Here is a 13,150-nt window from a genome sequence, read left to right as displayed (position 1 = left end):
CATTCTGGAGGAAATTCGCAGTGGCAGGTCAACCGGAACAATCCACATGAGCTGAACCCTCAGGCAGCCCGTTTTTGGGGCTAGCATGCTGCGCCACATGGAGTCGAGGTGTGCTTCCCGCTGGTCAGGGAAATCGACCAGACCTCTTGAGTGCATTTCCATGTGCCTGTGATGGCCTTTGACCTTGCTCCGTCGCGAGCAGCATGGTGCTCACACCTAGGCGAACAAATCGGGCATTCTGTCGAACCGCTTGCCAGACAATAAAGCAAACGACCGCTTGAACATCGGCCGTACCTCGCGTGCGCTCTCGCTCGATCTCGCTCGATGTCGAAGTCGAAGTCGAAGTCGGAGTCGGAGTCGGAGTCGGAGTCGGCTACTGGTAGCCGACGGTGTCAACCAGCCCTGTTGCTACAGGGCCTTACCTTCCACAAGGGGATATCGGTTCTAGGATAACGCGTCGGAGATCTCATTGGGTCCCGGCGCTGACCGCTCGTTGTATTGCCACGGAGTTCTTGTCTACATCCACGCCCCTAAGTGCTGCAATCCACTCCTCAAAGTGCTCTAGTCCCCATTCGTTTTTCGCATAGTTGCACGCCAGGTGCGTGATCTGAACATTGGATTCATCGTAAGCACCGTTGGTGCTGTCAATGCGATCGGCCGAAGCCTTCATCATCGAGTTCTCGGTCGCTGCGTGAAGTGGCGCACCGCACAACGCGCAGTCGCCCCCCTGACGGTCTTGCCAAAGACGTGTGAGCAAGGCCGACAACTCCGAGATATTTGGCGCGGAGCGAATTGGATTGGTTCGAACAGACACCTCGCCCCCTCTCTTCACCCTGTCGATGATGAGCGTCGCCATTCGAAAGGATTCTTGTTTCACCGACTTGGGGATGTCCACGTGTAAACTGGCCCGCAGGCCGAGATAGGCGAGGACGTCCGGCGCGAGGTTCAGGTGCAAGGGGGTCACTTCCAGGCCCATGACCGCGTCGCGCTCACCACCTATTGCCTCGACAAACCGCCCCCTGTTTTCCATTTCTGCGAAGGACGCGTAGGCTTTCGGGGCGAGGTCTCGCGCGGATGGGAATGGCGGTCCCAAGATACTTGCGGCTTGGACAATGGCTAACGAATGAGGCCAACGAGCGCCATTGTCCTTCATCGACCACGCCCAGCTCTGAGCGGGAATGATTTTCCTTGTCTCGTGAAGGCGGTTGGGCTCGGGTACGACCGCCGAAAGAAGACAGCTCCTGTGGGCCCGATCGCTCGTCAATTCACTTGTCGTTCCGACATAGATGAGAATATCGCGACCAGGCACAAATCGCTGTCCGAGTTCAAGACCGACTGACCTCTTGGTGAAGGACACTGCGGGCCAGTAGTCGCTGATGGGGGCCCATTCGCTTTTGAGAAACACATGGCCCTCAGGCCGCATCATATCAGCTATTCGCATCCGGACCTCGGTTTGGTTTAAATGGGGCAACCCTCACATACAGAGCGATGACGAGCTCAGGGCAACGCTGGGATCACCAGGCGGCCATGGCAATGCAAAGCAGACTCGTGCCCCTGTTCTGTATGTGCTCCCGTAGCTAAGGTGCCCCAAACAGCCAGAGGTAAGTTTGCCAACCTCCTGTTCCCACCCCTATCATGGTACCCAAAAGGCCAATTGTCTTCGCCGACCGGCTTTCGAATATTCGATCTAGAGCGAGTCCGTATCCCTTTGACGCCGTACGGAGCTTACCGGAGACCATTTTACGCATCACAGAATGGAAGAATCAGACCTTACTAAGTGTAGAGCTATGCATGCGTATGAATTCGTTGTTTTGGAATGCCTGTACTTCCTCATTTCCCGTAAGAACGTTGGAGATCCGTATGGCCGCATCCGGAAAGTTGGCTCGAAAATACTCAGATCTACGGTTGACCACCGCTGGCGGCAAAGGGAGCGAACTCTGTGGCATCCGGCGGAAGCTATCCTCATCTAGCTTCAAAATCATCGTATGGGCTTAGAAAGCGGCCTACTGTCCGATAACATGCCTTATCGGACACTAGGAACAGCATCAGTCACTTGCTCTGTAGCGGCCGGATATGGCGTATCAATCGCGCCATTTACGAAGGCCCGTATGTCCTCGGCTCGGTAGATCATGAAACTCCCGGCGGAATTGGCATGGGTGACCATGCCAGCAAACCCTAGATGATGCTCCCGATTGTCGTCCCCCCAAAGAAAGAAGACCGGCGCACCACTCCAACCATCCGGATCGCCAATGTCTCCTTGATACCGCTCGCTGACGGTGATTGACGTCCGGCTCTCTTCATAACTCGGCCTGATCTTGTGCTCATCGAAGATCAGCTTAGCGAGCCGTGAGATCACGCGGAGACTGATCGCATTGAAATCCTCATCGAAATCCGGCTCATAGCCCTGCGATTTCGTCGGATACCCGATGGTGAAGAGCAACCTTATCGAAGCGGCCTCCACTTCCGATAAGGTGCCGGTTTGATCTAGATCGAGCTGCAGGAACCGAGGCTGCAAATTATGCTCGCCGCGCGAATTCTCATACTCAAGCAGCACAATATCTTGTGGCAGAAGATCGTCACCTTCAACCTTCACCCGCGAGGCTCCGTTCGGAGACAAGCCAACATGTCCGCGCTCCCCTTCTACGAGAAGGCAAGTGTCTGCCGGACTGAAGGTATCATTTCCAGCACGCAGTTGATGCTTCGTTGCCAATTGGAAATTGCGGCCCCGGTGCCGAAAGAGCAATGAGGATCCCGAATATGCCAGGTCATAGACATCATCCTCGCGATGGAAGAACATAGGTAGACAAAACCGTTGGAGAGCGGTTGGGACGCTCCTAAACGGCGTAAAAAGCCCGTTTATGCTCGCTGAAAGATTTACCTCTGCTATCATGTTCGTCCATAGTCCTACCACCGTTCGATAGCCTCGCTGTCAGCTGTGTTCATGGCCACAAAACCTGGCTATTCGGTCCCGGTCTCTTCAATGGTTTCGATACCCGGCTGGGCCTCAGTTCCAAACCGATGCCATGCTTCCCGAAACTCAGGCCGGTCGTATGCCGTCGGCTGCAACCAATCGAGGTAACTTTCCCCCTCTTTGAGGCAGGCAAAATCGATATGGAAAATGGCACCGCCTCCACTCCCTGGTCGACCGAATCCCACCATGCCAAGCTGAAAACAACCTGTACCATCTGAAATTGCGTGCCGCTTTCTCGGAAATATGCAATCTCACCTTCTGTGGGCACGTGGCCCAGCGCTTGCTGACCGGCGGCTTCGAACATTGCGGCGGTCACCGGTTGAATGCCGAACACTGGCATAAGCGACAACCGAACAAACTCAGGCACCATTTCCCAAGAAATCGAAAAGGGCGTGGAAGGAAGCAAAACCCGTTCGCCAAAATCCCTCATACGCGTCGGCCGATCCTGAATCATAGTATTCTCGTCCCCGCGTGCCTTCACACTGACAGCGGCGCGCCTACCGGCAGCCTTTGTCGTTGACACGTTCAATTATTTGCTGACTGGCCTCTTCTACGTCGAAGCCTGTGATTGTGTCACCTGTGTATCGTGCCGACGTAATCCCGGCCAAATCTGAGGGTACTTTTACACGAACCCCTTTGGGGACGACGAAAAAAGAGCGGTCGCGACCGATCTTCCCGGCGAAAAGACCGAGTTCAAAAACAGTATTGTCCCGAGGTGCAGACTGCTCTTTCTTGCGACTTCTGACTTTGTCGTCAGGGCTGAAAATCGCGAGTGCGAAGTCCATCAGGTCCAGCTGTACCTCCAGACTTTCCATGGAGTGATCGTTGAGTTTGAAAACCCCTTCAGTCCATTTTCGTACATTCACCCCCTCCGCTTCAAGCCTCGCAGCGAAGGCGTCAGCAACAGGGACTGATTCCGATGCGCATGCGATAAAGACGTGGGGCACCGTATTGGCTTGACGGATTTTCTTTGAACGCTCGCGGAGCCTCTCGCCTAGTTCCTTGGCGATCTGACGCCAGAGATCGGAATGATTTTGCGCTACGGCCGTGAAATCAGGCTCCTGAACAATCAATGCGACCGTCGGGGAAGTCGCGACGACGTCCGCTGATCGAGCCTTGCCAGGATCAATCATCGCCATGTCACCAACATGCTGGCCAGCAACACGGGTGGTTATCTCGTTGCCTTTGACCACCACCTTCACTGCTCCGGCAAGGAGGAGATATAGCGAATTGGACCAGCCGTTCTCGGTTATAAGAAAATCCCCCGGCATAAACGTCTTCATCTCACCCCGAGCGAATAGTTCTTCTGCAGCACCGACGCTTCCACGAACGATACGCTGATCCTTAAGCGCTTCGATTGCCCGGATTTTTCCGTGGTCACCCAAAAAGCGGTCAAAGACCTCCGGCTGAATCGTTTTCAATTTGCTCATGACCGTACTCCCGGGAGCTTTAGCGACTGGGGATGGGCTGTGTCTTTCGAGCAGCACGTGCAGGCGGGCAAGTCTCGGCTCAACAGCGCACCGCCCTGAGCGTTGCCGGAGAGGAGCTGAAGTGCTTCTTTCGACCAAGTTCCATCGCTCTCGTGAAGAAGATTCTGTCGGCCAGCCCACATCCGGTGTGTCGACTCGACAACCCTTCCCAACAGGCAATCCACGGCGAGTTCTGCGACCAGATTGTTGACGAACCCAAGTTCTATTGCGCCATAAGGCGCGTAGTGCATACCGCAGGCAGGCTCCTCGGTGACAAAAGCGGCGTCAAACTTTGTAAGCTCGAACGTCGACAAACCGAGGTTGTTCACAATCGACGACAGGCAAGCGCCCGACGCCCCTATCGCGACGGCATGGCCTGCAATGCCAAATGGTTCCGTCCATCCATAAACGACAGGTATCAGCCTCCCGCACTTTTTATGCCAATCATTCAGAGCTTTATCAGCCTGCCCACTGCCGGTGGCGGAGATGACGATGTCGGCATCCGAAAGCCAAGAGACGTCCCCGTGGATGGCGCTCTGCGCGGTGTTGTCATAGCCGGTTACCGAAGCATGCGGAAAGTCCCGCTGGAGCCTTCGCGCCAGTTCGATTGATTTCTTCAGTCCTACCGCCGCACCACCAAGTTCGTGCCTGGAAACGTTCGCCCATTCGAGATCGTCAGGATCGGAAATTATTACAGTACCAACCCCTGCACGGAGAAGCATGGTAGCCACGGTACTGCCGACCGACCCGCATCCGAACACCACGGCCGACGCCGCGCTAAGTTGCTCGGAACGCGTGTCCCTGCCTCGACCATGAACCCAGAGAGCATCAGCACGCATCACTTTGTTGCGTGCGATTGTGGCTGTCGCCAAAAGTCGGCCAAGCGCTATCTCTTCGGGAACGTTTCCTTCCCTGAAACCCCGCTCACGCGTTCGCCGATCAGGTTTTGCTTTCGACCCGACAGTGCGCAACGCAATCAACCCTGGTCCCGCCCTACCTTCCGAGCCAATCACTGTGGTCAACGATGAGCGGTCGGCGTTTCCCGCGCGCTGGAGCATGGTGACGCCTGCTGGACCGGCCCTCGTGGCCAGTTCCATCAATGAGGCACCTGAATGCGGATACTCAGACGGGAGTGGAGGACTTTCCAGCCAGAGAAAACAAGCCTTCTCGATTTCGAGTTGGCGGTCGCTGATACCTTCAAAGCGGCGTTTGAGCCATGCCATCAGTTGCTCCTCGGTTTCACCGACGACGCTGAAGCTGCCACCATGCCACGCAAAAATACCCCTGGTTGGACCCTCTGGGCTGACAAGGCTGTAAACACGGCGTGGATCGTTGAGATCGTAATTCCAATACGTCAAAAACTCTTCTTTGAAGTCTCGCTCAATTATTTCGCCATGAAGGAGATCATCGATCAACTTGCATGAGCGAGCTATTAAGTGATCGATGACATTAACCGGATCATCGAGGTCCGCGTCATGGGAATTAGAAAGTAGACACAAGACACCGTCGCCTTCGACATGCGGCCAAGTTAGCCGTCCAGGGTGATCGACCAACGCCGTCCGTGCGGAAATGCTCGGGAACCAGGGGGTGAGAAGGACATCGATACGCCGAACCGTATTGTCGCCAAACAGCACCGGGACCCGCCAACCAGCGACGAAAGGCCTTTCAATGTAGCATTTGAGATCGGCATCACAGAGACGGGTCGGTACACCACCGCATCTCACTGCCAATCGCGCTTCGATATCAGCAAGGATGCCTTGCTCGAAGCCCTCCATGAAGGTAGCGGCGACATCAGGCATTCCGATTGCCCCCGCTATTCCGGACCGCTCCGGCGCTCGAAGACGCGCTGGCTGCCCAAGCTGCGGAAGATGCCGCAACTGCAGGCACAGCCTTCGGTATTACCGCCGCTCCACTGACCAACTTCTCTAGCCGTTGAACGTTCAGGTCTACGATTTTCCCTGTCGACGAAAACTGCTCCCGCAGATGGCCGGGCAACAACGCCAGGGCTTTGCCACCAACCATCGTCTCACGGCCGTTGCACTCAGACTGAAGGTCTTCAGAATCCGAGACCGCTTTGCTCGTCACACATCTGACGGACATTTCACCACGAAGGCCAAGACGGGTAACGGGTGTTGAGCCCAGCTCAACACCGATGGCCAAACCAAGATTATCGATTCCTGGCAGAATCTCCTTGCAGAGATTGAAGCTCGACCTCAGCCCAGCAGCAAGCTGAAGGCTGGTCAAGACTGAGCGCGGATCGTCGGTTTCATAGGCCGTTCCTTCGGCGATGATGCCGTGCAGGCAATCACCAATGAACCGGACCTTCTTTCCCTTATAGTCGTGTTTCAGCGTCGCGGCTGACTCGTACCGAATGGCATGAAGGTTCGAGACCAGTTGTCCCACCTTCCCTGTGGCAATACAGTTGCTGACGTAAGCGGTGAACCCGTCGATGTCGGCAAACAAGGAGACGAGCCGCATGTGAATGCTGTTCGAGGGCATAAGCAAGGAGTAGTCGATAGTCCACAGCGGCGGAGTGTGCTGGTGGAAGACGAAGTCGGCATCACGGAAGTAGGCCTCAGCGGAATACTTCACTTCGTTCGAAAGCGTCTGAATTCGAGCATCGGAAACCGTTAGCGAACCGGAAGAGCTGCTTCCCAAGGAAATGTTGCGAACGTCGAAAATCCTGTTCTTCTGAAGTTTAAGGGTTCCGAGGGTTTGGAGACCGACCAGTTGACGAGCACGGTCGCTGAGATAGATGCCGGGCTCGCTGCCCGCTGCAAGCTTGGCTGCATAGTTCGCAGGATTGCCGAGAAAAAGCGGTTCGGGTTCCGATCCACGTCCTGAGTTAACTGCGACAGCCATGCCGGTGTCGATGCCGATCCGAGTTTCGGTTTTGAATTCTCCCCGGTGCACACGTTCACCAGTCACCTCGACCAAGCGGGCAATGGCCTGCGCCATTTCCACCGCCCTTGCTACACGAAGACCTTCATTCTCGGGCCCGGCAGGCGCAACGACGACTGCGTGGAGCCGCGAACCATGGAAATCGACACGCTGAGCACTAAAGTCGCGGATAATGCTGTCACACGCCGCATAGTGCGTATGAAGAAACTGAAGCGCTCGGCGATTTCTCGCAACAGACTCGCGTTGAACGTCCTGCAGCACGCTATTGTATCCGGTCAGCTGGATATAGACGTGTGCTCCGTGGACCAGAACGGCGGTGTTTCGCTGCAAGCGCAGAAGAGGATCGCGAAACTGTTTCGCTCTAGCCTCGAAATTCTCGACACCGACCCCAGTTACAGGAACAGTCTCAAGCGCTTTGCGGATGCGCTCGGCAGAGCGGGTAAGATTCCATGGCATGTCATTCCCCTATCCTACGGCAACAAACTACTTCACTGCTCCGCGTGTCAGCGGAGCAGTGCTTCAAATCCTACTTTTGTGCCGATATGGGTGTCGGCAGATATTGCGCTCTGTCACCCACCTAGTGGCAAAGTGACACGAGCGCATTGACCTCCCTGCATGCTGAGACTTATATTGGGTATAGATAGGCGTCACGTCAAGAAATACGACGCACAAATTATTAACTATAACAGAAAATGTGAGAGTCTCTGTGGAAAACCCGGATGATCCTGCCCAAAAGTGGCCATTGAGGAAGCGTCTGGAATTCATTGACTTCAGGCTTTTCTGGAACGGGCGGGTCAATCGCGGCGATATCGGAGAGACCTTCGACATCTCGGTGCAACAAGCCTCTTCAGATATCGGTCATTATGAGCGGATTGCTCCGGGGAACATGGTTTATGACCGTGGGCAAAAGAGCTACGTCAGGACTGCTGACTATCGCCCGGCGTTGATCGAACGCAGCTCGCAAAGGTTTCTGCTTCAACTGGTCGCAATTGATCGCGGATGGATGAACAAAGACGAGACCTGGTTCGATGAGCTGCCGCCTATCGATGTAACGACGCTGAAAAGGCGACCTATCAGCACCCTTATTCTTCTGGAGGTGCTAAATGCGATACGGGATCACACCCAAATCAAAATTGGCTATCACTCTCTGACGGCAACTGCTGACGCAGCACGCGTAATCGCTCCACACGCGCTGTTCTACAACTCGGGCCGTTGGTACACCCGAGCCTATTCCGCTGATCACCAGAACTTTCGCGACTACAATCTTAATCGCATTGATATGGTGGAGAAGATTGCGGGCACGCCACCAAGCAGCGATCTCGACTACGAATGGGTGCACACTATAGATTTGGCGATCAGCCCCAACCCTGAACTTCCCCCTGTTCAGCAGAGAGGGGTCGCGGCAGAGTTTGGGATGACTGACAATACACTTCTCCTGCCAATCCGGTTGTCGATGGCATTTTACATCATGTCCGAGCACAACCTTGATGTGGCGGCGGGCAAGCTGTCCCCGGCAAAACAGCAGCTCGTATTGTTGAACCGGGCTGATGTCGACCAAGCCAGGCAATCGTTTCGCCAATTGTCGGAGCAGGCAATTCAGCGGGCGCTACGGAAATGAGACCTCTTCCGACACGTGCGTTGTAAATGACTATCGAAGCAATATTCCTGTATGGAAGCTGGGCCCGAGGCGACCAAGGCGAAGGTTCCGACAAAGATTTGATAATGGTCACCAATGAAGAGCGTGGTTATCACGTAACAGACGGTCACCACTCCATGACATACGCCCCACTTGCGAGCCTCAAAGACAAAGCGGCCCTTGGGGACTTGTTTGTGTATCACCTCATCCGGGAAGCAAAAAGCGTCCTCGATCCAAACGATGTTCTTGCTACTCTTCGAAAGTCATTCAAACAAAAAGCTTCCTATCTGTCAGAAATATCGCACGGCTCTGACATGGGGTGGTTTTTGGTACACAACCACGTGGCCCTATCTGCGAAATTAGCGGCGAAGCGGATAGCATGGGCAGTTCGGACAATCCTTATAGCCAGATCAGTGATGCGCGGCGCTCCTACATTCGCCCCTGATAAGCTGTCGGCATTCTCGACGTTCCCTAACACTGAATTGCTGATTGCAGCCAGGCACGGCCATTTTTCCGACAAGACAATTCACGCTTTGGAAGCGTTCCTAGAGCTTGAGGGGTTTCGCCCACCGCTCGGACCGGAAGCTGGTGAAGCTGCGTGGCGGCGGCAGTTTGCGGAAACGGGCAATTATGTAGGCGTGCAATTGATGAAAAGCCTCGATGACGAGGAAGCCCCCCCTTATGGTTGATCCGATATCAGCCTGGGTCGAGCGGCGCGATTGAAACAGCGACCTCTCGAAGTTGTGGAGGTTTGGCAAACCTGTAGCGTTCGACCCGCGTGAAATCAGCGTGCGCGAGGTTCCAGGCTGGAAAGCGGCACTCAGCGGGCTGCACCACCAAGATTGTAGCTTGATACATGCGTTGAGAACTAGTTTGGAGGGTCCTCCCACGGGCCGAAATCGCGTGTCACGAAGATGTATGTGACAACTCCACCGTCGGGACTGGAGTGAGGGTACTCAATGCTAGTTTGCAGTCCCACCCGAGCGCCTACAGATTCGATCCCGGAAACAACACCGCTTAGCCAAGCCTGAATGTCTTCAAATGCCTGGAAATCTATCTGGCGACGACGAAGAACAGCGTAGCTGCCGTTCAGCATGGCATGCCCCATGGCCAGCGCATCTTCCAGCGGTCCGAAATTGTGTTCCTGAACAATCATGTCCGAACCGCCTGCCTCTGCCCCTTCGGCAAAGCCGATCTCATACCAATCGTTGTCCGATTTCGCAGTGTCCGTCACTTAAAGCTCCAGAGTCGCCGTACGTTTACGATTGCGCGTGTTAGACGGCCCTTCCATCCTTCGAGTTGGTCGCGATGAGGTGTTTGAGATGATCGGCCGAAGATTTGAAGAAGGTTTCAATCTTTGCGATCCTTGGCAAGCGCACGATGACCATCCGGTGCGCCAACTCGGATTTCCTTTGATCTCGCTCGCTGATTTCAAACTGTCCCAGTTGGCGAGGAAGGCGCAGTCAATCTCGATAGCGGGAGGGTCAAAGGAAACGTCCAGATCAGAGAAACAACTTTGTGCGAAACTAAGTCATTTGGATGCTTCAGAAAACCGGCCCAACGGCGAATTACCCGGTCAGCCTCGGTTTCCGCATATTGGACGGATTGGGATCGTTTGATAGCTGTGCAAATGTACTCCCTGAGCACATCAAGACGCAGTAGGAGCACCTCGGCCATCTCCTCGCAAGCAAGATTCGACCGAGGCAGGCTAAGGATGCGTTTGATTGAAGCGATGACACTGGCAATGTTGCAGGCTTCCGCAACATGATAAAACTCGTGCTCGGCATCGCCAAAACTTAGGTTCAGCAAATCATTCGAGTGCGGGGTCTCGTGCAATAAGCAGGACAACGGGTCGCCGATGTCGTCGGTCAAAGTTTCACTCAAGCTGGCTTTCAGTCTTGGAAAATCGGCTCTGTTGTAGGCCATCGATATTTCCGTCTCAGGGTGGAAGGAAGTCGGCCCCTGCCAAGCGGCAGGATTTGGGGTTTATCGGCACCGAGAGACGCGGCGGATCGAAACACGCTTCACGGGCCTTCATGTCCGCGCGGCGGCCTGCTTTAGCCCCTTCGGCAAAGCCGACCTCGTACCAGCCCACAGTTGATCTTGCGGTATCTGCCATGGGAGCCTCGTACCCTCAATTTTTCTGCATGGCACTAATCCGCAGCAAGGCCAGCCTCGAATCGTGATACACCACGCAAACGCATAGCAGCCTTTCCTGACTGTACTCTAAACAGGTCGCTCGGCTACCTGCGAAGTCCTCCCATTCGAGAACACACCGCCAATCAATGCACGCATCCAGTCAACAATCTCCCGTCAACGCGCTTTTCGACCGAAAACTGATCGAGGCCCCCCTCGACGCTCTTCGACGCATCTGGGGCTATCCGGACTTTCGCGGGAAGCAGGCAGATGTCATCCGCCATATTTTAGCTGGTAATGACGCGCTCGTGCTCTTCCCGACCGGCAAGGGCAAGTCACTCTGTTTTCAGTTGCCAGGCATGTGCCTTCCTGGTGTGACCGTGGTCGTCTCACCACTCGTTGCGCTGATGAGAGACCAGGTTGAAGAACTGAAAGCGCTGGGTGTTGAAGCTGAGTGCCTGTGGTCTCAGCAATCGGAAGAAGAGTCGCGTGCAGTCAGGTCGAAGCTTCGCGCCGGAAAGCTGAAACTGATCTACGTGACGCCCGAGCGTGTCGTTCTCCCAGGTTTTGCCGATCTATTCGGTAATGTTCCGATTTCCTTGATCGCAATAGATGAATGCCACTGCGTCAGTAGCTGGGGCCACAATTTTCGCAAAGACTATCTCGGGCTTGGAAAGCTGAAAGAACTGTACCCTGGGGTGCCCAGGATCGCTCTCACCGCGACAGCTGATCCACATACTCGGGCCGATATCATCCGTCAGCTCCAGCTTGACGATGCGGCTGTGTTCATCGACAGCTTCGACCGTCCGAACATCACCTACCGCATCGCCGAGCGTGACAACGCCCGGTCGCAGCTTCTTCGCTTCCTTCAGGGTCACCACGGTTCCAGCGGCATCGTCTACTGTCTGTCCCGACGGAAGGTTGAGGAAACGGCGGAGTGGCTCAGCAAGCAGGGTATCAAGGCGCGCGCGTACCACGCGGGAATGGACCCGGGAGTGAAGGCTGACAACCAAGACGCATTCCGGATGGAGGAAGACCTCTGCCTGGTCGCTACCGTCGCGTTTGGAATGGGCATCAATAAACCAAACGTGCGATATGTCGCTCACTTGGACCTGCCATCATCTCTCGAAGGCTATTACCAGGAGACGGGTCGAGCAGGACGCGACGGACTCCCCTCTGAAGCCTTCATGGTATATGGCATGCAGGACATCGTTCAACGCCAACGAATGATTGACGAAGGCGACGCTACGGACGAGATCAAACGGATCGAGCGAGCGAAGCTTAGCGCTTTGTTAGGTGTCTGCGAGACAGCTGGCTGTCGGCGAAAGGCCATTCTCGCTCACTTTGGTGAAACGGCCCCTACCCGCTGCGGGAATTGCGATACCTGCAACAACCCTGTTGAGACTTGGGATGGTAGTGATGCTTCCATTAAGGCGCTGGCGGCGGTCTACAGAACGAGCGAACGTTTCGGCGCTGCCCATGTTATCGACGTCTTGCTAGGTAAGGTCACAGAGCGGACGCAGAAGTTCGGACATGACGAGCTGGCGGTTTTCGGTGTCGGCAAGGAATTGACGGTTCACGCGTGGCAATCCGTCTTCCGGCAGCTTCTTGCGCTTGGTTTCATACGGGTTGCTCATGATGAGTACGGAGCGCTGAAGCTGGAACCGTCCGCCCACGGAGTTTTCAAGAAAGAGGTTTCGGTAGTCCTTCGTCGAGACACAATCGATGCTGTCCGGAAACGAGAACGAGGAAAGCCTGTCGCGTCGGCGGCCCGGACTCGGATGTCCATCGAGGACGAGAAACTATTCCAGGCGCTGCGAGCTGAGCGATTGGCTATTTCGAAGGAGATGGGTGTCGCGCCCTATGTCGTCTTCCCGGATACGACACTCATTGCGTTTGCGACCATTCGCCCACGGACGGAAAAAGAAATGTTGGCGATTTCCGGGGTCGGGGCGACCAAATACGCTCGGTACGGGGAGAAATTCACGGATATTATCGCGGCCGCATGACAGCAAAAACAGCACCTTCGAATGAGGT

The 13,150-nt window shown here is 55.1% G+C and carries 12 protein-coding genes; 3 read left to right on the top strand and 9 right to left on the bottom strand.

What is annotated here, in order from left to right; translation table 11 throughout:
* Window positions 1-466: 466 nt before the first annotated feature.
* The 6 genes from EO99_RS0107435 to EO99_RS0107405 all read right to left on the bottom strand — a co-directional run bounded on the left by EO99_RS0107435 (window position 467) and on the right by EO99_RS0107405 (window position 7,797).
* Window positions 467-1,441 carry a hypothetical protein gene (locus EO99_RS0107435; RefSeq protein WP_037111240.1) on the bottom strand — a complete coding sequence of 325 codons (975 nt, stop codon included), beginning with the start codon at window positions 1,439-1,441 and terminating at the stop codon, window positions 467-469.
* Window positions 1,442-2,023: 582 nt separating this feature from the next.
* Window positions 2,024-2,593, bottom strand: a complete 570-nt coding sequence (locus tag EO99_RS0107430) for a hypothetical protein (protein WP_156034665.1) — start codon at window positions 2,591-2,593, stop codon at window positions 2,024-2,026.
* Between the two features lie 346 nt (window positions 2,594-2,939).
* Window positions 2,940-3,425 (bottom strand): hypothetical protein, encoded by a 486-nt coding sequence (locus EO99_RS0107420; RefSeq protein ID WP_029618011.1) that lies wholly within the window; start codon window positions 3,423-3,425, stop codon window positions 2,940-2,942.
* 43 nt (window positions 3,426-3,468) lie between these two features.
* Window positions 3,469-4,401 carry a TIR domain-containing protein gene (locus tag EO99_RS0107415; protein WP_029618010.1) on the bottom strand — a complete coding sequence of 311 codons (933 nt, stop codon included), beginning with the start codon at window positions 4,399-4,401 and terminating at the stop codon, window positions 3,469-3,471.
* On the bottom strand, window positions 4,398-6,239 hold the full coding sequence (locus EO99_RS27125; protein ID WP_081851997.1) for a ThiF family adenylyltransferase: 1,842 nt from the start codon (window positions 6,237-6,239) through the stop codon (window positions 4,398-4,400). The genes EO99_RS0107415 and EO99_RS27125 overlap by 4 nt, the downstream gene beginning before the upstream one ends.
* The gene (locus EO99_RS0107405; RefSeq protein WP_029618008.1) at window positions 6,232-7,797 is read right to left on the bottom strand and encodes an adenylate/guanylate cyclase domain-containing protein; all 1,566 of its coding nucleotides are present in this window, start codon (window positions 7,795-7,797) and stop codon (window positions 6,232-6,234) included. Before EO99_RS0107405 ends, EO99_RS27125 begins: the two co-directional genes overlap by 8 nt.
* Before the next feature lie 250 nt (window positions 7,798-8,047).
* On the opposite strand from EO99_RS0107405, the gene EO99_RS0107400 reads away from it, so the two are divergent.
* Both EO99_RS0107400 and EO99_RS0107395 read left to right on the top strand, forming a co-directional pair.
* Window positions 8,048-8,959, top strand: a complete 912-nt coding sequence (locus tag EO99_RS0107400) for a WYL domain-containing protein (protein ID WP_029618007.1) — start codon at window positions 8,048-8,050, stop codon at window positions 8,957-8,959.
* Between the two features lie 26 nt (window positions 8,960-8,985).
* Entirely contained in the window at window positions 8,986-9,666 is a 681-nt protein-coding gene (locus tag EO99_RS0107395) for a nucleotidyltransferase domain-containing protein (RefSeq protein ID WP_051679742.1), read from the top strand.
* Between the two features lie 179 nt (window positions 9,667-9,845).
* Here the strand turns inward: EO99_RS0107395 and EO99_RS0107390 are convergent, their stop codons facing one another.
* The 3 genes from EO99_RS0107390 to EO99_RS27335 all read right to left on the bottom strand — a co-directional run bounded on the left by EO99_RS0107390 (window position 9,846) and on the right by EO99_RS27335 (window position 11,096).
* Window positions 9,846-10,211: a hypothetical protein gene (locus tag EO99_RS0107390; RefSeq protein ID WP_029618005.1), complete on the bottom strand. Its 366-nt coding sequence runs from the start codon at window positions 10,209-10,211 to the stop codon at window positions 9,846-9,848.
* Between the two features lie 197 nt (window positions 10,212-10,408).
* Window positions 10,409-10,903, bottom strand: coding sequence for a hypothetical protein (locus EO99_RS0107380; RefSeq protein ID WP_029618004.1), 495 nt, complete (start codon window positions 10,901-10,903; stop codon window positions 10,409-10,411).
* Window positions 10,904-10,916: 13 nt separating this feature from the next.
* A complete protein-coding gene (locus EO99_RS27335; protein ID WP_156034663.1) occupies window positions 10,917-11,096 on the bottom strand; it encodes a hypothetical protein in 180 nt (59 codons plus the stop codon).
* Between the two features lie 166 nt (window positions 11,097-11,262).
* Between EO99_RS27335 and recQ the strand changes: the two genes are divergently transcribed.
* Window positions 11,263-13,122 carry a DNA helicase RecQ gene (gene recQ / locus EO99_RS0107375; RefSeq protein ID WP_029618003.1) on the top strand — a complete coding sequence of 620 codons (1,860 nt, stop codon included), beginning with the start codon at window positions 11,263-11,265 and terminating at the stop codon, window positions 13,120-13,122.
* Window positions 13,123-13,150: the final 28 nt, after the last annotated feature.

The organism is Pseudorhizobium marinum, from assembly GCF_000705355.1.
Taxonomy (GTDB): Bacteria; Pseudomonadota; Alphaproteobacteria; order Rhizobiales; family Rhizobiaceae; genus Neorhizobium; species Neorhizobium pelagicum.
The sequence above is the reverse complement of the archived record's forward strand: the minus strand, read 5'-3'. Positions and strand labels throughout refer to the sequence as shown.

Excerpts from the sequence above, each read along its gene's own strand:
- EO99_RS0107405 (WP_029618008.1), bottom strand. The coding sequence starts at position 7,797 with ATGCCATGGAATCTTACCCGCTCTGCCGAGCGCATCCGCAAAGCGCTT.
- EO99_RS0107380 (WP_029618004.1), bottom strand. The coding sequence starts at position 10,903 with ATGGCCTACAACAGAGCCGATTTTCCAAGACTGAAAGCCAGCTTGAGT.
- EO99_RS0107415 (WP_029618010.1), bottom strand. The coding sequence starts at position 4,401 with ATGAGCAAATTGAAAACGATTCAGCCGGAGGTCTTTGACCGCTTTTTG.
- EO99_RS0107435 (WP_037111240.1), bottom strand. The coding sequence starts at position 1,441 with ATGCGAATAGCTGATATGATGCGGCCTGAGGGCCATGTGTTTCTCAAA.
- EO99_RS27125 (WP_081851997.1), bottom strand. The coding sequence starts at position 6,239 with ATGCCTGATGTCGCCGCTACCTTCATGGAGGGCTTCGAGCAAGGCATC.
- EO99_RS0107395 (WP_051679742.1), top strand. The coding sequence starts at position 8,986 with ATGACTATCGAAGCAATATTCCTGTATGGAAGCTGGGCCCGAGGCGAC.
- EO99_RS0107420 (WP_029618011.1), bottom strand. The coding sequence starts at position 3,425 with ATGATTCAGGATCGGCCGACGCGTATGAGGGATTTTGGCGAACGGGTT.
- recQ (WP_029618003.1), top strand. The coding sequence starts at position 11,263 with ATGCACGCATCCAGTCAACAATCTCCCGTCAACGCGCTTTTCGACCGA.
- EO99_RS27335 (WP_156034663.1), bottom strand. The coding sequence starts at position 11,096 with ATGGCAGATACCGCAAGATCAACTGTGGGCTGGTACGAGGTCGGCTTT.